General features: G+C 61.2%; 18 protein-coding genes. 13 read left to right on the plus strand and 5 right to left on the minus strand.

Annotated elements, in window-relative coordinates:
• The first annotated feature begins 32 nt into the window (after positions 1-32).
• Positions 33-641, plus strand: coding sequence for a GntR family transcriptional regulator (locus tag M0D69_RS21375; RefSeq protein ID WP_301783906.1), 609 nt, complete (start codon positions 33-35; stop codon positions 639-641).
• Between the two features lie 73 nt (positions 642-714).
• Positions 715-1545, plus strand: coding sequence for a DUF72 domain-containing protein (locus tag M0D69_RS21380; RefSeq protein ID WP_301783907.1), 831 nt, complete (start codon positions 715-717; stop codon positions 1543-1545).
• 30 nt (positions 1546-1575) lie between these two features.
• Here the strand turns inward: M0D69_RS21380 and M0D69_RS21385 are convergent, their stop codons facing one another.
• A complete protein-coding gene (locus M0D69_RS21385) occupies positions 1576-2457 on the minus strand; it encodes a LysR family transcriptional regulator (protein ID WP_301783908.1) in 882 nt (293 codons plus the stop codon).
• Between the two features lie 95 nt (positions 2458-2552).
• Between M0D69_RS21385 and M0D69_RS21390 the strand changes: the two genes are divergently transcribed.
• The 3 genes from M0D69_RS21390 (at position 2553) to M0D69_RS21400 (ending at position 5183) form a co-directional block, all read left to right on the plus strand.
• Positions 2553-3053 carry a PACE efflux transporter gene (locus M0D69_RS21390; protein ID WP_301783909.1) on the plus strand — a complete coding sequence of 167 codons (501 nt, stop codon included), beginning with the start codon at positions 2553-2555 and terminating at the stop codon, positions 3051-3053.
• Between the two features lie 134 nt (positions 3054-3187).
• The gene (locus M0D69_RS21395) at positions 3188-4243 is read left to right on the plus strand and encodes a porin (RefSeq protein ID WP_301783910.1); all 1056 of its coding nucleotides are present in this window, start codon (positions 3188-3190) and stop codon (positions 4241-4243) included.
• 7 nt (positions 4244-4250) lie between these two features.
• Positions 4251-5183 carry a glycoside hydrolase family 6 protein gene (locus M0D69_RS21400; protein WP_301783911.1) on the plus strand — a complete coding sequence of 311 codons (933 nt, stop codon included), beginning with the start codon at positions 4251-4253 and terminating at the stop codon, positions 5181-5183.
• A 13-nt stretch (positions 5184-5196) separates the two neighbouring features.
• On the opposite strand, the gene M0D69_RS21405 is transcribed toward M0D69_RS21400, so the two are convergent.
• Positions 5197-6069, minus strand: coding sequence for an intradiol ring-cleavage dioxygenase (locus M0D69_RS21405; RefSeq protein WP_301783912.1), 873 nt, complete (start codon positions 6067-6069; stop codon positions 5197-5199).
• Positions 6070-6317: 248 nt separating this feature from the next.
• On the opposite strand from M0D69_RS21405, the gene M0D69_RS21410 reads away from it, so the two are divergent.
• From M0D69_RS21410 to M0D69_RS21430, 5 genes are all read left to right on the plus strand, one after another.
• Entirely contained in the window at positions 6318-7058 is a 741-nt protein-coding gene (locus M0D69_RS21410; RefSeq protein WP_301783913.1) for a response regulator, read from the plus strand.
• Positions 7051-8358, plus strand: coding sequence for an ATP-binding protein (locus tag M0D69_RS21415; protein WP_301783914.1), 1308 nt, complete (start codon positions 7051-7053; stop codon positions 8356-8358). Before M0D69_RS21410 ends, M0D69_RS21415 begins: the two co-directional genes overlap by 8 nt.
• A gap of 258 nt (positions 8359-8616) precedes the next feature.
• A complete protein-coding gene (locus M0D69_RS21420) occupies positions 8617-9831 on the plus strand; it encodes an efflux RND transporter periplasmic adaptor subunit (RefSeq protein ID WP_301783915.1) in 1215 nt (404 codons plus the stop codon).
• A gap of 12 nt (positions 9832-9843) precedes the next feature.
• Entirely contained in the window at positions 9844-13035 is a 3192-nt protein-coding gene (locus M0D69_RS21425) for an efflux RND transporter permease subunit (RefSeq protein ID WP_301783916.1), read from the plus strand.
• Positions 13032-14465: an efflux transporter outer membrane subunit gene (locus tag M0D69_RS21430; RefSeq protein WP_301783917.1), complete on the plus strand. Its 1434-nt coding sequence runs from the start codon at positions 13032-13034 to the stop codon at positions 14463-14465. The genes M0D69_RS21425 and M0D69_RS21430 overlap by 4 nt, the downstream gene beginning before the upstream one ends.
• Before the next feature lie 47 nt (positions 14466-14512).
• Here the strand turns inward: M0D69_RS21430 and M0D69_RS21435 are convergent, their stop codons facing one another.
• Both M0D69_RS21435 and M0D69_RS21440 read right to left on the minus strand, forming a co-directional pair.
• Complete coding sequence (locus M0D69_RS21435) at positions 14513-15217, minus strand: YceH family protein (protein WP_301783918.1); 705 nt, start codon at positions 15215-15217, stop codon at positions 14513-14515.
• 191 nt (positions 15218-15408) lie between these two features.
• Entirely contained in the window at positions 15409-15822 is a 414-nt protein-coding gene (locus M0D69_RS21440; RefSeq protein ID WP_301783919.1) for a DoxX family protein, read from the minus strand.
• A 350-nt stretch (positions 15823-16172) separates the two neighbouring features.
• Here M0D69_RS21440 and M0D69_RS21445 point away from each other — a divergent pair, with 350 nt between their 5' ends.
• Together M0D69_RS21445 and M0D69_RS21450 are read left to right on the plus strand one after the other, a co-directional pair.
• Entirely contained in the window at positions 16173-16940 is a 768-nt protein-coding gene (locus tag M0D69_RS21445) for a hypothetical protein (RefSeq protein WP_301783973.1), read from the plus strand.
• Positions 16941-17001: 61 nt separating this feature from the next.
• Positions 17002-17412, plus strand: a complete 411-nt coding sequence (locus M0D69_RS21450) for a histidine kinase (protein ID WP_301783920.1) — start codon at positions 17002-17004, stop codon at positions 17410-17412.
• Positions 17413-17543: 131 nt separating this feature from the next.
• Here M0D69_RS21450 and M0D69_RS21455 read toward each other — a convergent pair whose 3' ends face one another.
• Positions 17544-18635, minus strand: coding sequence for an alpha/beta fold hydrolase (locus M0D69_RS21455; protein ID WP_301783921.1), 1092 nt, complete (start codon positions 18633-18635; stop codon positions 17544-17546).
• Between the two features lie 128 nt (positions 18636-18763).
• Between M0D69_RS21455 and M0D69_RS21460 the strand changes: the two genes are divergently transcribed.
• Positions 18764-19672 carry a LysR family transcriptional regulator gene (locus M0D69_RS21460; protein WP_301783922.1) on the plus strand — a complete coding sequence of 303 codons (909 nt, stop codon included), beginning with the start codon at positions 18764-18766 and terminating at the stop codon, positions 19670-19672.
• The last annotated feature ends 18 nt before the right edge of the window (positions 19673-19690 follow it).

Genomic DNA, 19690 nt, shown 5'->3' on the forward strand with positions numbered 1-19690 from the left:
GGCCTACGGCTGTCGATCTGGTAACGGACGAGGTGCGCCAGATGATTCTGAGCGGTCGGATTGCTCCAGGCGAGGTTTTGCGTCAAGAGGCGCTGGCTGAGGAGCTCGGCGTCAGCCGCGTGCCTGTGCGTGAGGCGATTACCCGGCTGCACGCGGAAGGGCTGTTGAATGTGGTGCCGCACAAGGGGGCCTACGTTCACGACCTGTCAGTGGACGAGGTTCGCGAAACATTCAATATCCGGCTTCGGCTCGAGCCATGGATTTTTTCCGAAGCCATTCCCCGCATCACGGACGCGGAAATCAACAAGGCTGAAAAGCTTGTCAAAGAGATGGACAAGACAAGCGGCGGTGAATGGGGCCAGTTGAATTGGCGATTCCATGAGACGCTTTATCTGCCCGCGCATTGCGAGATTACCTTGCAGATGCTGCGCGTCTTGCATGATCGCTGCGATCGGTATTTTCGTTTCCAGGTTATGAAGGTACCTATTCGCGAACAGTCCCACGAAGAACATATGCAACTCGTCGAGGCGTGCCGCAAGCATGATGTGAAGCTTGGAACCAAGCTGTTGGAGAACCATGTGAAGGTCGCGAGCCAACAGATCGTCACCATTGTTGAAGCGGTTGTGAAGAAGCAAGCGTAGCGCAATGAGGTGAACAAGCGGCGCCGATTCGCTACACTTGAGCGCATCGAGTGCACTGGGAGGGATCTCATTCATGGCAACGCGGAAGACGGCGGGCAAGGCTGGGCAGATCAGGATCGGCATCGGCGGCTGGACCTTCGAGCCGTGGCGCGGTTCGTTTTATCCAAAGGGACTCGTGCAAAAGCTCGAGCTCGAATACGCAAGCCGCAAGCTTACGACGATCGAGATCAACGGCACATTCTACGGCTCGCAGAAACCCGCCACGTTCGCAAAGTGGCACGACGAAACGCCGGATGATTTCGTCTTCTCGCTAAAGGCGCCGCGCTTCTCCACGCATCGACGGGTGCTTGCTGAGGCCGGCGAATCTGTCGAGCGCTTCCTTGCCAGCGGCGTGCTCGAGTTGAAGAACAAGCTCGGTCCGATCAACTGGCAATTCGCCCCGACCAAACAATTCGATGCGGACGACTTCGCAGGTTTCCTGGACCTGCTGCCCAAGCGCGTAGAGGGTCGTGAGATCCGTCATGCGCTCGAAGTGCGGCACGAGAGTTTCCGCGACGAGGCATTCGTTGCCCTCGCGCGCAAGCATGGCGTTGCTATTGTCATGGCAGGGGACTCGAAGTATCCGCAGATTGCAGACGTAACGGCGAAGTTTGTCTACGCGCGGATCATGGGCACGTCCGAAGCGTATCCACAGGGCTACGATGACAACACGCTCGATCTATGGACCGAGCGATCGCGTAACTGGGCGTCGGGCGGCACGCCGAAGGGACTTGAAACGCTAGGCAAACCAGCAGCAGCCGATACCCCTCGCGACGTTTATCTGTACGTGATCAGCGGCTTCAAGGCGCACAACCCGGCGGCGGGCATCGCCATGATCGAGAGGCTGGCAGGCAACAACGCATAGCGCTTCATCGCGCCATTTGCTTCGCGGGCCCTACTTCTTACTGGTTTTGGCGCCAAGCGTTGTCAGCGCATCCATCAACCAGTTTCCCGCGACGCCTAATGTCGCTCCCTTCAGGCAAACAGCATCGACAGCAACAAACCGCGGCCACCCTCGCGCCGACAACTCCTTTAGCTGCTTAGCCCCGAAACGATCGGCAATCCAGCGAGGCAGTTCGGCCCATCCAAAGCCCAGCTCCGCCATTTCCAGCAGGAGCAGATAGCTGTCGGCCGACCAGACGCGCACGCTTCGCTCATACTCGCCAGCCTTCACTCCCGTGCTGATTCGCAATTCACGGTGTCCTGAGAGCCTTTCCATTGTCAGATCCGGAACGCCGCTCAAAGGATGTCCTGTCGCGACGAAAAGTGCGAGTTCCGACGACTCCGCCAGCCTGATTGCACGGACATCGGGAGGATAGCCGGGCTGAGACGCGACTACGCCCAGTTGCGCCCGGCGTTCCTGCACCAGCGAGACAACGTCGCCGTCCTCCTTGACCAGACACTCGAGCTCGACCGTGGGAAACCGCTTCTCGAATGCGACCAGCAGTTTCTCGTAGTGAGGCGGCTGGTAGGTGTTGGATATTGCCAGGCTCAGACTCGGCTCCAACCCTGCGCTTAGCCGCGCCGCCGCCTGTGTCAAACGATCATGTGCCTCGAGAATCTCGCGAGCATTGGCGAGCAGGGCCTCGCCATGCGCGGTGAGACGGGGCTTGCGAGTCGCTCGATCAAAGAGCGTGACACCGACGTCAATCTCCAGATCCGCAATGATGGTGCTGACGGTCGATTGACTACGCCCCAGCTTTCTCGCGGCCGCTGAAAAAGAGCCCGCGGCGACGGCCTCGGAAAACACGATCAACGCGTCGATAGAAGCAGCCATGACCTATCTGATTTCCCGATAGTAAGCGATTTGGAATATTAAGCGCCGTCCTCGAAAATGACAACCGTCAATCAACAAGTGAGGTCGAGATGGCCATGCCACGCAGCTTATACGAACGAGTTTTTCAGGTGCTTCTCTTTGAAGGACTTGCCATATCAATCTTCGCCCCCGTCCTGTCATGGCTAGTCGACAAGCCATTGGGCCACGCCACCGCCCTCACCTTTGCGATTTCTATAATCGCCATGCTGTGGGGTCTCATATTTAACTCTTTCTTCGGCATCCTTATTTCCTATGCATCAACCAGGGTTCGGAAATGGAAGCGGGTCATTCACGCCCTCGGTTTCGAGACGGGTCTGGTCCTGATAGCCGTACCGTTGACCGCATGGTGGCTGGAGATGACTTTAGTTCAGGCGCTGTTAATGGATCTCGGGCTATTGCTCGTTTTCCTTCCCTACACGTTCTGTTTCTACTGGGCTTACGACATGCTAAGACAACGTCTGGTAAAAACGCCATTTAGGCCACGGTCCATGCCTGCTCACCGCCAGTCGCAATACGCTCCTGCAAGCCCGGTGAAAGGCGCTGAGCGACCACTATGAAATGCTCAAGTTTGCGTCTGGAGAACCCTTAGCCGAAGCGCCCCGCAAAGCGAGGGCGCTTAAATTTCGTTGCAACTGCAGTCCAACTTGTTAAAGTCGCGGAGTTCCATTGCCACGAACCTCATTCGACCGCGATGAATTTCCGAACCCGGCACTATGCGGCGGCCTTCTGCCGCCACACTTGCAAACATGCGCTGTTCTGCGCGCTGCCGCTCCTTGTCGCCGCAGGCACAGTCCGTGCACAAGGCTCGGTCACGCTATACGGCACGCTCGACACCAGTATCGAAGTGACCAATCCCGGCAATGGCTGGACGGCGCGAATGGATTCCGGCGCTTATCGCGGTTCGCGCTTCGGCCTGCGCGGGAGCGAGCCCATAGGCGACGGAACAAGCGTGATCTTCGACCTGGAGAACGGCTTTGGCTCCAACAACGGCACTCTGGACACAGCCGGAACACTGTTCAACCGGCAAGCGTGGGTCGGCCTCGATACACCGTGGGGCCAGACGCGCTTCGGGCGGCAATATTCGCCGCTTTATATCCCGTTCAAGGGTGGACTCGATGCCTTCGGCGCGGGCACGATCGGATCCGGACTGAATAACCTGTCGAAGATCACGCCCTACACGGATAACGCGCTAACCTGGATCTCGCCAACCGTCGCAGGCTTCGACGTCACCGGCATGGCCGCCTTGCGCGACCCGGGCGACGGCAACGGCCTCAGCGGATATTACGTGACGGCCAACTACACGCTCGATGCTTTGCAGTTGTCTTATGCACGGCAACAAACACACGGAGACACCGGCCTGCGCGCGAATTTCGCCGGGGCGTCCTACCTGTTTGGTCCCGTGCGTACCTACGTCGCATTCTTCAACGGCGACGGCGGTAGTCCGCGCTATCACGACGACGGCGTGTCACTGTCTGCCTCCTGGGCCGTCTCGCGCCAGGCCCGCGCATCGCTGGGCTACGCGCATGCGCGCGATCGCAGCGGCCAGGGCAACAACGCCGACCAGTTCAGCGTCGCGTTCGAATACACGCTGTCGCGTTCGCTGCTCCTGTATTTCACCGCCGCCGATCTGGAGAATCGCGGAAACGCAGCGTTCACGCTGCGCGGCGTCAATGTGACGGGATTACCCGTGGCCTACCCCGGTGCGCCAGTGCGTGGTGTGCAGATAGGAATGATCGAACGATTTTGAACTGAAAATGCGCTTCAAACACTGTCTCGTCATCGTGGTTTTGGCTTTTTACGGTGCGGCGCAAGCGCGTGCCGATGCTGGATTTTATGTCGATCCCGAGTCGGGTCCCGCACTATGGGCACGCGCTCATTCGAATGACCCGCGTGCAGCACGCATCGCGGAATCGATTGCCAATGTGCCGATGGCGCGCTGGTTCGGCAACTGGAGCGGCGACGTTCGCAGGGCCGTGAACCGTTTCGCCGGCAAGGCAAATGCCGCAGATCGGAAACCCATTCTGGTCGCCTACAACATCCCCAATCGCGACTGCGGCGGGGCGTCGGCGGGAGGGGTTGCCGATGCCGCGGCCTATCGCGTGTGGATAGACTCGTTCTCACGCGGCGTGGGCAATCGACGGGCACTGGTTATTGTCGAACCCGATTCGACCGCGGAACTGGACTGCTTCAAGACCGACGACAAGCGCGACGAGCGGCTCGGACTACTGCGTTACGCGGTCTCGCGCTTTCGCCTCAATGCGCCGGACGCGGACGTGTATCTCGACGGCGGAAACGCACACTGGATTTCCGCGACCGTCATGGCCACGCGGCTGAACGCTGCCGGCTTGAGCGACGCAAAAGGATTTGCCGTGAACGTATCCAATTTCTATACGACCGCAGAATCGATGGCTTATGCGAACTCGGTGAACGCCGCTTTAGCGCAGCAGTTCGGCTACACCAAGCCGTTTGCCATCGATACAAGTCGTAACGGGAATGGGTCGGATGGCCAGTGGTGCAATCCGCCCGGCAGGAAGATCGGCGCAAGCACGGGTGCCGCATCGGACACGATGCTGCCGGTGTGGATCAAGGTCCCGGGAGATTCCGACGGCGCTTGCGGGTCCGCTCCGACAACCCGCGCCGGGGCGTTCAGTCCGGAGCTGGCGGTTCGTCTTATCGATGGCGACTGAACCGCGCAACAAGTCACCCATGAAACGCGCCGACCGACCGTTGTGCGGCTACAGGCTCTGATTCCGGATCGACTGCCGCGATAATCTGCGCGCGCAATCCGTTTGACGCCGCGGACGAATCCAAAGCTTGAAAGCGTGCTATCGATGCCGCACCCTGCTGATCGAGGAACACCTCATCGTCGGCCAGCGCCGTGCGTTGGATCCGATGATCGCGATAAGGCCGGTCCTGCATCAGCAGGACCGTCAGCTTCTCGGGAAAGAAAATCTGACCGACATGCGAGACATGCTCACCTTTAAGTGATCCATCGCCAGCGCTTCCGGCAACGCGCACCTTGAAGTGAATGTGATTCGTCCGCCCCGGATAGAAGCCTGGAAAGATGGTCTGGAACACGACATTTCCGTGGGCGTCCGAGCGCTGCACGCCTCGTAAAAAAGTCAGTCGATCCGTGGGTTTGCCTTGCGGCGGTGGAGGTGACAGCTGTCCATGCAGGTCCCCGGCTCCGGGCGGTGGTCCAAAAGCGCCGGTGGGCATTGGTCCCGGCGGTAACGCGCTCTGCTTGGTCTTAGTGAAGCCGGAGTAAATACCAAGGGCATCGCAATGCCAGATATCGACGATGGCATTGGCAAGCGGCAAACAACGGCGCGCATCGACGAGCGCTATGTTGAGCAAGAGCGGAACACCCGTCCGTCCCTCGGTAATGTTGGACCTGAGCAGTTCATCTTCAATGTAGTATGGACCGACCTCCTGCTCTGCACTTAGCTGGCATAAGCCGCTGCTGTGCGTGCTTCCGGCCGCTTGTGCACTAGCCGGAAACCTCAGTACGGCCCCGAGAGCAAGGGTGGCAGAAAGAAAACGGCGACGGGCAATACGGGTCTTGCTAACCATCTGACTCACTTTTTATTGGCAGGAATAGCGCGCCGGTGGTTACTGTCCAGGCGCGCCGTCCGCACTATAAGACGCCACGGATTTTCATTGGTTACCCTTCTTTTACGGGGTCTTAGGGATCTCAAGCTGGCAAGCGCCCATGCATCAACGTGCCGAAAGAATCGCTAAGATGCCGTAACACGGCCCGGGCGTGCATCGTTTATAGTCGCTTCGATTGCAGCTTACAAAAGCTTGTCCAGGCTCAAGCCATGTCCAACAGCGAAACCCGAATCCTTCTAGTCGACGACGACGCCGCGCTACGCGATCTGCTCCAGGCTTTTTTCGACGAACGCGGCCTCGCGGTCACGTTCCGGCAAGACGCGCACGAGTTGAATCAGGTGGTGATGCGTGAACGGCCATCGATCATCGTGCTCGACCTGATGATGCCAGGCATCGACGGCCTGACCGCGCTCTCACGGCTGCGCGCGGACGGCGACAATACGCCGGTCATCATGCTCACGGCGCGTGCGGACGACATCGACCGGGTTGTCGGCCTGGAAATGGGCGCGGACGACTACCTCGGCAAGCCCTTCATGCCGCGCGAGCTGCTTGCGCGCATCCATGCCGTGCTGCGCCGGCAGGGAGCGGGCAGATCGCCAAGCCCGACCACTCAACGTTCTGAACCGGTACGTTTCGGGCGCTTCGAACTCGACAACGACCGCCGCACGCTCACGCGTGACGGCGAGCCGCAGCGCCTCACCAACAGCGAGTTGCGCCTCCTCAACGTGCTTGTGCGCCACCCGATGGAAACACTGTCGCGAGCGCGCCTGCTCACGCTCTGGTACGGCACGCATGCGGACGTCACCGAGCGCGGCCTCGACGTGCCGATCTGGCGTCTGCGCCAACTGATTGAAGAGGATCCTTCGCAGCCGCGCATCATCCAGACCATGCGCGGTATCGGCTATATGTTCGTACCGCCCCGAGTCCCCGGCGACACCCCTGATGCCTAGGTTCCTGCGTCCCCTCAACAGCATCTTTGGCCGGCTCGCGCTGCTGTCGGTGGGCCTGCTCGTCATGATGCAACTGACGTGGCTCGTGATCGTCGATCGCGAGCGCGCCGTTGTCGAAGCCGATCACGTCAGCCGACTGGTACGCCTGGTGCTTGATCCGGCAGCAAGCGCCGCCGACGGTTCGAGCGAGCGTCTCGCAGCCGCGCTCGGCCTGCGTTATGTCGATGCTGGACCGCAGTCAACGCCGCCCGGCTGCCCTCTGCCGTGCGCCGGTACCCACGGGCCATTCGAGACCGCCTTGCGCGCGGACTTGCCGCCGCAGAGCCGCGTGGTATTCGACAACACCGAGACGCTCATGTGGATACGTTACGGGCCGTCGTCGCGATGGCTCGTGATTCCTGCGGCCGTGCCCCGCGTGAGCCGCCTGCTGAGCGCCAGCGCACTCATGCTGTTCCTCGCCATTGCCATCGCGCTGCTCGGCGCGTGGCAGATCCAGAAGCCCGTGCTGAGACTCGCCCGGGCGGCGCGCGAGTTCCGCCTGGGCCATCGTCCGCCGATGGTCCTTGCCAACGGTCCGTCCGAGGTAAAAGGGCTGATCGGCGACTTCAACGAAATGGCCCGCGAACTGAGCGATGCCGAGCAGGAACGCGCGGTCATGCTGGCGGGTGTCGCGCATGATTTACGCGCGCCGATCACGCGTATCCAAGTCCGCGCGAACCTTGTTCCGAGCGCCACCGTGCGCGACGGTTTTTTCCACGACACCGAATCGCTGGCGCAGATCGTTACGCAATTTCTCGACTTTGCCCGCGATACCGAAGCGAACACGCATGCACCATGGATTTCTGTCGATGCGTTCTGCCGCGCGCACTACGCGGAAGCAGAAGCCGACGTCGACGGGCGCGATGTGCTCGCCCGCGAGCCGCTCTTCGATCTCGACCTGCAGGCGGGCGACGACTTCCGCCTGCCTGCCGTAGAACTGGACCGGATACTCTCGAACCTCGTAGAAAACGCCTTCACCTACGGTGCCCCACCGCTTTGCATCGCGACGTCGCGCAGCAACGGGCGGGACCGGCTGAGCGTGCGCGATCACGGCAAGGGCATGCCCGAAGCCCAATTCGCGCGCGCACTCAGGCCTTTCGTGCGGCTCGATCCCGCCCGCGGCGGCGACGCGCATTGCGGCCTCGGCTTGACCATCGTGCGGCGTCTTACGCGCCGTTACGGCGGCGACCTGTCGATGCACAATGCCGACCGCGGCGGCCTCGCCGTCGTGCTCGATTTCCCCTCGCACACTCCCGCCTGATGGCACCGCCGCGGCCTCACGCGGCAACGTTACACCTCGTAATCAGTCACTAAGCCAGCGTAAGACGCTGCTCGTTAAGCTAGGGTTATCCCTTGCCGCTGGCATGGCGTTGCGCGGTTTTCTCCGGGCCTCGATGGCTTGGTCAAGCGCCTCTTGAGGCGACCCTCCTTCGCTTTCCCTCGCGTTTTTCGAAAGACCTGCGCATCGATGTTTGCCTGGCGGCCCTTTGTCGAACCTTGATCGAAGGATGCTCACCGCATGACCAGAATCCATAAGGTATCCGTAGTGACTGCACGATCGCCGCGTGCGCTCGTAGCCGTTGCCGTTGCCGCGTTTTCGCTCGCCGCGTGTGGCGACGGCGGCGCACAGCGCCCTCCACAGGGCGTTCCCGAAGTGAGCGTGGAGACCATCGCCCCACATCCGATCGTGGCAGGTACTGAGCTGTCCGGCCGCCTTTCCGCCATCCGCGTGGCCGATGTCAGGCCGCAGGTGCAAGGCATCGTCATGAAGCGGCTTTTCACCGAAGGCTCGATGGTCGCAGCGGGCGCGGTGCTCTACCAGATCGACCCGTCCAGCTACCAGGCGAGTTATGACCAGGCCGTCGGGACACTCGTGAAAGCGCAAGCCACGGCCGATGCCGCGCAAACGAAGGCGACGCGTTATACGGATTTATCGAAGATAGATGGCGTGAGCAAGCAGGACTACGACGACGCAATTTCGTCGCTGCAGGAAGCGAAGGCCGATGTGGTCGCCGATCGCGCGGCACTGAAGACCACCGCGATCAACCTGGGTTACACGAAGATCGTCTCACCGATCGCCGGCCGTATCGGCAAGTCGAGTGTGACCGAAGGCGCGCTCGTCACGGCCGAGCAGACCACGGCGCTAGCCACCGTACAGGCGACCGGCGAGATGTATCTCGACGTCACCCGTTCATCGGTCGACTGGCTGCGGCTGCAAAAGGAGTTCGCGAGCGGCCAGTTGCAGCAGGCCGGAAGCGACGGCGCTGTCGTGCATCTCGTGATGGAAGACGGCAGTGAATATCCGCATGCCGGCAAGCTGCTGTTCTCGGATATCACCGTCGACGCCACCACCGGTTCGGTCACGCTACGCAGCGTGTTTCCGAATCCGGAGGGCGCGTTGCTGCCGGGCATGTTCGTGCGCGCGCGTCTCGAAGAAGGCGTGAACCAGCAGGCAATCACAGTGCCGCAACTGGCGGTATCGCGTGCGTCCGACGGATCCGCCAGCGTGCTCACAGTCGGCGCCGACGGCAAGGTCGTGCAGACATCCGTGACTGCCAACACAGCGAACGGCGCGAACTGGGTCATCACGAGCGGCCTTAAGGCCGGCGACCGGGTGGTCGTGTCGGGTTCGCAGAAAGCGCGAACGGGTGCGCTCGTCAAGGCGGTCGAAAGCCCCTCTCCTTCCTATACCCCCGCTACGCCGGCCACGGCCGCGTCGGCCACCCGCAGCTAAAGCGAGAACCTCATGGCAGGCTTTTTCATCAACCGACCGATTCTCGCGTGGGTCATCGCCATCGTCATCATGATGGTCGGTGCAGCGTCCATCCGGACGCTACCCGTCGAGCAATATCCGAGCGTTGCACCGGTCTCCGTGCAGATCACGGCGACCTATCCCGGTGCTTCCGCCGAAACCGTGGCGACCACGGTCACGCAGGTGATCGAACAGAAGTTGAGCGGCATCGACAACCTGCTGTACATGTCCTCCACCAGCAACAACGCGGGAACGGCGACCATCACGCTGACCTTCCAGCAGGGCACCAACGCCGACATCGCGCAGGTGCAGGTGCAGAACAAGGTGCAGCAGGCAACCTCCTCGTTGCCACAGACGGTGCAGAACCAGGGCGTACAGGTGGCGAAAGCGGCCAACGCGTTCCTGATGATCGTCTCGCTCTCATCCTCCGACGGCAGCATGAATTCCATCGATCTCGGCAATGTCATCGCCACCCAGATCGAGGATCCGCTGACCCAGATCGACGGCGTAGGCGACGTGACGCTGTTCGGCGCGCAGCACGCCATGCGCGTGTGGCTCGACCCGGTCAAGCTGCAGGCAGTGGGCCTGACGGCAAGCGATGTCACCACGGCGATCACCAACCAGAACGTGCAACTGTCGGTTGGCCAGATTGGCGGTTCACCATCGACGAAGGTGCAGGCCATCAACGCCACCCTCTCCGCGTCGAGCCTGCTCACCACACCCGCTCAGTTCGGCTCGATCCTGCTGCGTGTGAACACGGACGGATCGAAGGTGCTGCTAAGCGATGTGGCCCGCGTGGAAGTGGGCGGCGACGACTACAGCACGGATTCGCGGCTGAACGGCAAGCCCGCGGCGTCGCTCGCGGTCAAGCTCGCGAGCGGTGCAAACGCAATGAGCGTCGCGAAGGCCGTGCGGGCGAAGCTCGATCAACTGACTCCGCAGTTGCCGCAGAGCGTGGTGGTCGACTATCCCTACGACACCACGCCGTTCGTGCGCATCTCGATTGAAGAGGTGGTGAAGACGCTGATTGAAGCGGTAATGCTCGTGTTCGTCGTGATGTACGTGTTCCTGCAGAACCTGCGGGCGACGCTGATCCCGACCATCGTCGTGCCGGTTGCACTGCTCGGCACGTTCGCGGTGATGTCGGTGGTCGGCTTCTCGATCAACGTGCTCTCCATGTTCGGGCTCGTGCTGGCCATCGGCCTGCTGGTGGACGACGCGATCGTCGTCGTGGAGAACGTCGAGCGCTTGATTGCGGAGGAAAAACTGTCGCCGCTGGAGGCGACCCGGAAGGCGATGAAGCAGATCACCGGGGCGCTCGTCGGCATCACGACCGTGCTGATCGCCGTGTTCATCCCGATGGCCTTCTTCTCCGGTTCCACCGGCGCGATCTACCGGCAGTTCTCGATCACTATCGTGGCGGCCATGCTGCTCTCCGTGTTCCTCGCGCTCACGCTCACCCCCGCATTATGTGCAACGCTGCTCAGGCGTTCGGACGTGGAGCATCACGAGAAACGCGGCCTGCTTGGCTGGTTCAACCGCGTGCTTGCGCGCGGTACCGACCGCTACTCCACGGGCGTATCGCGCGTGGTCGGCAAGCCGGTGCGTTACCTGGTGATCTACGCCTTGATCGCGGGTGTCGTCGGGCTGCTCTTCACAAAGCTGCCTTCGTCTTATCTGCCGGAGGAGGACCAGGGCATCATCATCACGTCCATCTCGACACCGGTCGGCACGCCTTCCGCGAAGACGCTCGAGACGGTGAAACAGGTCGAAGCCTATTATCTCGGCCTGCCGCAGGTGGACAAGATCATCACGCTCACGGGCTTCAGCTTCAACGGCTCGGGCCAGAACAATGCCCTCGCATTCGTCAAGCTCAAGGACTGGAGCACGCGCCGCGGCCAGGACGGACAGGCATCGTCGATCATCCTGCACGCCAACATGCATTTCGCGACCGCAGCGCGCGACGCGCAGATCTTCGCGCTCAACCCGCCGGCGATCCAGGAACTCGGCACGCAAAGCGGGCTCGACTTCGAGCTCGAAGATCGCGCGGGCCAAGGCCACGACAAGCTGATGGCCGCGCGGCGCGAGTTGATGGCGCTGGCCGCGAACAACAGCATGCTCTCGGGCATGCGTCCCGGCGGTCTCGACGATACCCCGCAGTTCCACGTCGATATCGATCGCGAGAAGGCCAGTGCGCTCGGGCTTTCCGTCGCTGATGTGAACGACACGCTGCAGACCGCGTTCGGCTCCACCTACGTGAACAATTACGTCGATACGGGCCGCATCCAGAAAGTCTACGTGCAGGCCGATGCGCCCTACCGGATGATGCCTGCGGACATCGGGCGCTGGTATGTGAAGTCTAGTACGAGCACGAGTACATCTACGTCCAGTACATCAAGCAGCAGTACGACCACGAGCACCACGAATTACGACGGCCAGATGGTGCCCTTCTCGGCCTTCTCCTCCGGCAAGTGGAGCTTCGGGCCGCCGCAGATCGAACGCTTCAACCGCACGCTCGCGATGGAAATCACCGCGCAGACCGGCGCGAACGCCAGCACGGGCCAGGCGATGGACGCTGTCGAAGCGCTCGTGAAGAAGCTGCCTGCGGGCTTTGGCATCGACTGGACGGGGCAGTCCTATCAGGAGCGCCTCGCGGGCTCGCAGGCGGTCTATCTGTACGCGATTTCAGTGATCGTCGTGTTCCTGTGTCTCGCGGGTCTCTACGAAAGCTGGTCCATTCCTATAGCGGTGATCCTCGTCGTGCCGCTCGGCGTGCTGGGGGCGCTGCTCGGCGCGCAACTCCGCGGGCTTCCCGATGACATCTACTTCAAGGTCGGCTTGCTGGCGACCATCGGCCTCTCGACCAAGAACGCAATCCTGATCGTCGAATTCGCGAAGGACCTGCAAGCGCAGGGCCGCAGCCTGATCGACGCCACGCTCGAAGCCGCGCGCCTGCGCTTGCGGCCGATCCTGATGACCTCGCTCGCGTTCGTGTTCGGCGTGTTGCCGCTCGTCATCAGCACGGGTGCGGGATCGGCGAGCCGCCATGCCATCGGCACCGGTGTGATGGGCGGCATGATTGCCGCCACCGTCCTCGCGATCTTTTTCGTGCCGGTGTTCTTCGTCGTCGTGCGGCGTCTGTTCGGCGAGCACGGCCACACCACGCAAAACGAAGGTGAGCAATGATGAGACTCAAACTGGGCGCATGCCTGCTGTCGCTGGCGCTTGCGACGATTGCGACGCTCGCCGGTTGCACGCTCGACCCGCACTACGAGCGGCCCGCCGCGCCGGTAGCCGCAACCTATCCGAAAGGCGACGGCTACGAGAGCACGACAGCCGCGCAAAAGACCGCTGCAGATACATCGCAAACACTCGCCGTCGATACCCAATGGCGCGCCTTCTTTCGCGATCCACGCCTGCAGCAACTGATCCAGATCGCCCTCGACAACAACCGCGATCTGCGCGTGGCGGCGTTGAACGTGGCCGAATACGAGGCGCAATATCGCATCACGCGTGCGGCGCTTGCGCCGTCGATATCCGCGGGCGGCAGCGTGACGCGCGAACGCACGTCAGGCGCGACGAGCGTATCGAACGATGTCAACATCGGTACGACGTCATGGGAAGTCGACTTCTTCGGGCGTCTGCGCAGCCTCAAACGGCAAGCGCTGGAAAACTATCTCTCGACCGAGGCATCGCGTCAAAGCACGCAGATCAGCCTGATCGCGACGGTGGCGACCGACTACCTGACCTTGCTCTCGGATGAGCGCTTGCTGAAGATCACGCAGGACACGGTTGCCGCCGACCAGGCCACCTACGACGTCACGAAGCGCATACAGGAACTGGGCAATTCGTCGCTGCTCGATGTGCGGCAAGCGCAGAACACCCTCGCCAGTGCACAGGCGAGCCTGGCATCGTATAGACGGGCTGTGGCTCAGGACCGCAACAACCTGGTCGCGGTGCTCGGCGCGCCGATCCCGGATGACCTGCCGCCCGCCCCCGCGTTCGACCAGGCCACCAACACGTCGATGTTCGCCGACATCGATGCAGGCCTGCCTTCGACCTTGCTCATGCGCCGCCCGGATATCCTGGAAGCCGAGCATGTCTTGAAGGCGGCCAACGCGAACGTTGGCGCAGCACGTGCGGCGTTCTTCCCGAAGATCGAACTGACGGCGACGGCGGGAACGTCGAGTTCAACGCTGTCCGGTCTGTTCAAGGCAGGAACGGGCGCATGGGCATTCGCGCCGAGCGTGTCCCTGCCGATCTTCGATTACGGCAGCAACAAGGCGTCGCTGGACGTTGCAAAGATCGAAAAGAACATCGAGATTGCCGACTATGAGAGTGCGATCCAGACCGCGTTCAAGGAAGTATCGAATGCGTTGACGGCGCGTGCCACGTACATCGATCAGGTGGTCGCGGATCGCGATTATGTGACTTCCGCACAGAGCTATTACACGCTGGCACAGGCGCGGTACAAGGCCGGCACGGACAGCTTCCTCACGTTCCTCGATGCCCAGCGCACGCTCTATACCGCCCAGCAGCAGCTTGCGTCCGATACCCTGTCGCAGCAGTCCAATCTCGTTACCTTGTACAAGGTGCTGGGCGGCGGGGTGGATTGACAGCGGTGTGTATCTACGCGATGCCATCACCGGCGTCGCGTACATACTCAGGACTGGCCTGTAGGCTTGTCGATGGTGATCCCCAACTCGCCAGCCATCTGCTCCACCATCGCGCGCAGCTGGACCAGCTCCGCGTTGAGCCGCTTTTGCTCGGCCTTCAGTGTTTCGAACTCCGCGTACGACACGGAGTCGTCGAGAGCGCCACCCGCCGAACCTTCGCTCACGCTCACTTCACCGCATAACAAATGCGCCCAGCGACTTTCACGCCCGCCCGGCATGCGGGGCAGTTTCACGACGCGGGCCGGCTCGTTGGCAGCGAGTTCATCGAGAAATGCCTCGACCGACGAGATATCGGCGAAACCATGCAGGCGCGCGGCATTCAGGCGCAACTCCGCCGCGGTCTGCGGCCCGCGCAGGATCAATGTTGTGAGTAATGCGGCGGCCTGGCTGGGGATCCCCAACACGCGGTTCATGTTGTGCTCGAAGCGCGGCACGCGGCTGCTGCTGCCTTCAAACACCAGGCTCAGACGTTTCAGGTCGTCGATGGTCGTAAGGACATCGGCCTCGGTGACATTCATCACCGGCGCGCGGGCGGTCTTCTGGTTGCAGCCCGAGGTCAGCGCGTTGACCGACAGCGGATACGCATCCGGGACCGTGTGCTGTTTTTCGACCAGCACACCCAGCACGCGCGCCTCGAGGGGCGTCAGGGTGCGCAGAGCTGGGCGGGAGGGGGTATCTGGAGTGGAGTTCATGCTTGAGGTCGCTAGGTGCAGATACTTGAATTCGGACCTGGCGTGAGCCGGGCGGACGTCGATGGGCGATCAAAGAGCCCTATGATATCCGCCCTGCGTTGTCCCGAGAATACGCGCTGAGGCAGCGGGGCGCGAAGCCCGTCGTGGCGGGCCACGCACCACCGTGCAACATGCAACAGTGAGCGAAGGTGTTACTTCCGATCGATCGAATATCTGCCTGGACCGGTCACACACAACAGCAGCAGGCCGCCCATGATGCTGATGTTCTTGTAGAAGTTGATCATGTTGGCCATATGCGCGTCGCCGGTCATCGTCCAGAAGTGGTGCCCGATGAGGGCCGTGCCCAGCGTGTAGACCGCCAGGATAAGCGCGAGCGGCCGCGTGTAGAACCCGATCACGATCGCAATACCGACAAAAAACTCCATGACGACCGCGATGATGGCGGAGACCGTGGGCAACGGCGTGCCTTCCGAGGCCATGAAGCCGACCGTGCCCGAGAAACCTGTCAGCTTGCTCCAGCCGAAGATCACAAACAGGATCATCAGCAATACGCGTGCGACCAGAATCAGTTCGTCCTTGCGTTGCTCGAAGAGGGTGTATCGCATGATGACTTTCCTTTGGGAAGAGGACGACCGTACTCAGGAGAGCGACGCTTGACCGGCGTGCCTGTCGAACATTAGCACCGCTATGTTGTGGCCGGCAAACGACAGGATTTCTTACTGCATGGGGGACGCGCTTCCGGTCATTGCGAACCGGTGTACTTATGACCCGGCATTGGCGAGTTTGACACAGCAGCCCGAGCGTTAAGGTACCCATAAGGTTCCATTGCATATAGTGCTCCGCAACGTACTTCGCAAAAGCCGGGCGCTTCATGCCCGGCAATCGGTTAACCGCAGTCGTGGGGCACAAATGGAGAAAGAGCGTGAGTAACGTTACCAGCAGACATGTTTCCGGCATGCTCAACAAAGTCCCGGAGGTCACCCTCGCTTTCTGGATTATCAAAATCATGTCGACGACAGTCGGCGAAACCGGTGCCGATTATCTGGCGGTCCACGTGGGTCTCGGCACCGCTGTAACGGGCGCGATCATGGGCACGTTACTGGTCATCGCGCTGTTGCTGCAGCTTCGCTCGCGCGGGTACGTGCCATGGATCTACTGGCTGTGCGTGGTACTCGTGAGCGTAGTGGGAACACAGATCACCGATGCCCTCACCGACGGACTCGGGATCAGTCTCTATGTCAGCACAACTGTTTTCGCCATCGCTCTGGCCGCGATTTTTGCGATCTGGTACCGCTGCGAGCGGACGCTGTCCATCCACACGATTGTTACCAGGCGGCGCGAGCTCTTCTACTGGGCTGCCATCCTGACCACGTTCGCGTTGGGCACGGCCGCCGGCGACCTCGCAACCGAAGCGCTCGGCCTGGGATTCAGGGTTGGCGTGGTCGCGTTCGGAGCGCTCATTGCCATCACCACGGCTGCGTCTTATCTCGGCGCCGATGCCGTGTTGGCGTTCTGGGTGGCCTACATCCTGACGCGTCCGTTGGGTGCGTCGCTGGGTGACCTGTTGTCACAGGCACGGACCTACGGAGGCCTGGGATTCGGCAACGTGACGACCAGCGTGGTGTTCCTGGTGGTTATCGTCGCCCTGGTCTCGCTCGTGAGCGTGGGCCGGAACCGATCGGGCCGAACGACACCGTCAGACGGTCCATTCGACGCAGCATGACTTCCAAAAACCATTCGCTCGCGGTCTGAGCGGATGGATCATCAGCACAGGAGAAAATCCAATGAACAGAATTACCCTTTCCCGCGCCCTTCTGGCCGTAGCGCTTGGCGTCACGGTAGTCGCAACCGGACACGTCTTCCCTTCAGCCCGGATCATTGCATCGGCTAACGCGGCGACGGCGTCGAAGCTCGGCGACCTGTCACCCTTCCGGTCGATTGTCGTCGATACCTCGACCCTGGTGAACAAGGGTAATCTTACGGGTGCGAAGACACGCATCAAGGATCTCGAAACCTCTTGGGATGAGGCAGAGCCCTCACTGAAGCCGCGTTCTGCAGCAGACTGGCATGTCGTCGATAAAGCAATCGATCGCGCATTGTCGGCGCTACGCGCGGGTACTCCGGACGCTGCGGAATGCAAGCAATCGCTGGCTGATCTTCTCAAGGAAATCGACCGCGTGAGCGGAAAGGCTTAAGGTCCGGCTGCCGCGTTCCCATTCGTTAGCTAAGTTAGCGAAGCTCATAGCGGATGGGAACAGCGGTGGTCCGTTCGAGTTATCGCGTACTTTGGAACAGGAAACAATCGGTTCCATCGCACGTTCAAGTTTTAACTCAGCGCCTGCGTTGCTGTGGACCACGTAGCAATCTCAGGGGGTTGAGACAGCATTAGTCCGAGCTTTTCCATATCGCCACGCTCCGTCCGCCACGTGATGTATTTCCCGAATGCCTCTTCGCTTTCCCACTCCTCGACAAACAGGATCGCGTTTGCGTTTTCGCCATTGCGAAACGCGCGAACCGATCTGGCACCCGGCGAAGATGAAGTTTCGCGAATCAACGCAGGCAGCCCGCTAACAAACTCCTTCGCAAGACCTTCCTTCACGTTCATGAGCAACGTGAAGGTGATCGCCTCATCGCTGGCACGCTCAATCTCATCGACGAATTCGCGAATGATCCCGGCGATTTCCATCGGCGATTCAAGCGGGGACAAGTGGCCAGTACCGGGCAGCATATGCATGACGGCATGAGGCACGCGAGTGAGCAGTTCCGCTTCGAGTATCGCGATTCCGTCGATGCGATCGAGCTCACCGGCAATGACGATGGTTGGCACGTCGATCGCGGCGACATCATGCGTGATGTCTTCCAGACTCGTAGCCTGCGGCCACGCCAGTTTCGCCTGAGGGGCGCCGCGCAGGCTGTCTTCAATGACCTGCTCCCGGTGTTTCGGGCTCAGCGTCTTAGCGGTCAGCATCTGGTCTATCGCCATGCCGACAGACTCTCGCGAGAGGTAGGCGCCTTCCATTGCCGCCCGCACCTCCGGCGGTAGCGCGAGGGGCACCGGAGGCGAAGGTGCGACCAGCACAAGCCCTGCAAGTCCCTGCGGACGTCGCGACGCGAGCAACTGCGCAATCTTGCCGCCCATCGAATGACCAACTAATACGGACCGCTGTAAATTCAGCGCGGCAATCATCTGCTCGGCATCGTCGGCGAAATCGGTGAGCGCGTATCCTGCTGCCGGCGCGTCGGAGTCGCCCCAGCCGCGGAGATCGGGCGCAATCGTCCTGTACCCCACTGGAAGCGCCGCAATCACGTCGTCCCACGTGCGCGACGAGCCTCCCCAGCAATGTAGAAAAACGATCGGCAGCTTCCCTTTGCCTTGATCCTTGACATGAATCTGTATGCCGTTCGACGCTATTTTCATCGCGGTTCTCCTTGATATCGGCCTGACCGATGCTCGGCCAAACTCACAAGGCGATGGTAGATTAGCGCACCAAAGGCGATAATTCCCGTTTTGATATTATCACCCGATCTTCTGGCTATCGAATAAAAATGGACCGCTTTGCAAGCATTGCAGTGTTCGTTGCCGCCGTTGACGAAGGCAGTCTCGTTGCCGCCGGCCGACGGTTTGGCTTGTCCGCTTCGATGGCCGGCAAATACGTCAGCGCGCTCGAAGCCGAGTTGAACGTGCGCCTGCTCCGTCGCAGCACGCGCAGCCTGAGTCTCACTGACGCCGGCCGCACTTACTACGTCCGGTGCCAGCGCATTCTCGAGGAGTTCGACGATGCCAACCGCGAGGCCAGCGACGCGCACGGCACGGTGCGCGGCACCTTGCGCGTCGCGGCGCCGGTAACGTTCGGGACCCTGCATATGGGAGAGGTCGTCGCGCGTTATCTGGACGATCACCCTCACGTCAACATTGAGGTCTCTCTCGACGATCGTTATGTCGATCTGCAAAGCGCGGGTATCGACGTCGCGATCCGCATCGGCAAACTGCCCGACTCCGACCTTGTTGCCCGGCGTCTTGCGCCGTGCCGGATGGCGATGTGCGCGTCTCCGGCGTTCCTTACGCGCGAAGGTACGCCGCGAGATCCCGAGGACTTGCGCCGCGCGCCTCGTCTGGCGTTCAATGAAGCGGTGTCGGTTCCCGAGTGGGTGCTGACCGATAAACAAAATCGCGAACACGTGATCGATGGACCGCTTCGGATGCAGGCCAACAACATGCAAATGCTGCTAGCGGCCGCGCTCGCGGGCGTTGGGATCGCGTATGGCCCCACCTTCGTTCTTGGAAAAGATATCAGGGCCGGGAATCTCATCAAGCTGCTTCCGGACTATGGAACCGCCGTGTTGACCATCAACGCGGTCTATCCAACCGCGCGCTATGTGCCGTCGAAAGTGCGGCAGTTTATCGATTACCTGGCTAAGGCTTTTAAAGACGAGCCGCCGTGGGACCGTTATTGACGTTCGTTAATTGCTCTG

It is taken from the genome of Caballeronia sp. SEWSISQ10-4 2, from assembly GCF_030464885.1.
Lineage (GTDB): Bacteria > Pseudomonadota > Gammaproteobacteria > Burkholderiales > Burkholderiaceae > Caballeronia.

Excerpts from the sequence above, each read along its gene's own strand:
- M0D69_RS21455 (WP_301783921.1), bottom strand. The coding sequence starts at position 18,635 with ATGAAAATAGCGTCGAACGGCATACAGATTCATGTCAAGGATCAAGGC.
- M0D69_RS21440 (WP_301783919.1), bottom strand. The coding sequence starts at position 15,822 with ATGCGATACACCCTCTTCGAGCAACGCAAGGACGAACTGATTCTGGTC.
- M0D69_RS21410 (WP_301783913.1), top strand. The coding sequence starts at position 6,318 with ATGTCCAACAGCGAAACCCGAATCCTTCTAGTCGACGACGACGCCGCG.
- M0D69_RS21460 (WP_301783922.1), top strand. The coding sequence starts at position 18,764 with ATGGACCGCTTTGCAAGCATTGCAGTGTTCGTTGCCGCCGTTGACGAA.
- M0D69_RS21400 (WP_301783911.1), top strand. The coding sequence starts at position 4,251 with ATGCGCTTCAAACACTGTCTCGTCATCGTGGTTTTGGCTTTTTACGGT.
- M0D69_RS21430 (WP_301783917.1), top strand. The coding sequence starts at position 13,032 with ATGATGAGACTCAAACTGGGCGCATGCCTGCTGTCGCTGGCGCTTGCG.
- M0D69_RS21420 (WP_301783915.1), top strand. The coding sequence starts at position 8,617 with ATGACCAGAATCCATAAGGTATCCGTAGTGACTGCACGATCGCCGCGT.
- M0D69_RS21435 (WP_301783918.1), bottom strand. The coding sequence starts at position 15,217 with ATGAACTCCACTCCAGATACCCCCTCCCGCCCAGCTCTGCGCACCCTG.
- M0D69_RS21425 (WP_301783916.1), top strand. The coding sequence starts at position 9,844 with ATGGCAGGCTTTTTCATCAACCGACCGATTCTCGCGTGGGTCATCGCC.
- M0D69_RS21405 (WP_301783912.1), bottom strand. The coding sequence starts at position 6,069 with ATGGTTAGCAAGACCCGTATTGCCCGTCGCCGTTTTCTTTCTGCCACC.
- M0D69_RS21395 (WP_301783910.1), top strand. The coding sequence starts at position 3,188 with ATGAATTTCCGAACCCGGCACTATGCGGCGGCCTTCTGCCGCCACACT.
- M0D69_RS21390 (WP_301783909.1), top strand. The coding sequence starts at position 2,553 with ATGCCACGCAGCTTATACGAACGAGTTTTTCAGGTGCTTCTCTTTGAA.
- M0D69_RS21380 (WP_301783907.1), top strand. The coding sequence starts at position 715 with ATGGCAACGCGGAAGACGGCGGGCAAGGCTGGGCAGATCAGGATCGGC.
- M0D69_RS21415 (WP_301783914.1), top strand. The coding sequence starts at position 7,051 with ATGCCTAGGTTCCTGCGTCCCCTCAACAGCATCTTTGGCCGGCTCGCG.
- M0D69_RS21385 (WP_301783908.1), bottom strand. The coding sequence starts at position 2,457 with ATGGCTGCTTCTATCGACGCGTTGATCGTGTTTTCCGAGGCCGTCGCC.
- M0D69_RS21450 (WP_301783920.1), top strand. The coding sequence starts at position 17,002 with ATGAACAGAATTACCCTTTCCCGCGCCCTTCTGGCCGTAGCGCTTGGC.
- M0D69_RS21445 (WP_301783973.1), top strand. The coding sequence starts at position 16,173 with ATGCTCAACAAAGTCCCGGAGGTCACCCTCGCTTTCTGGATTATCAAA.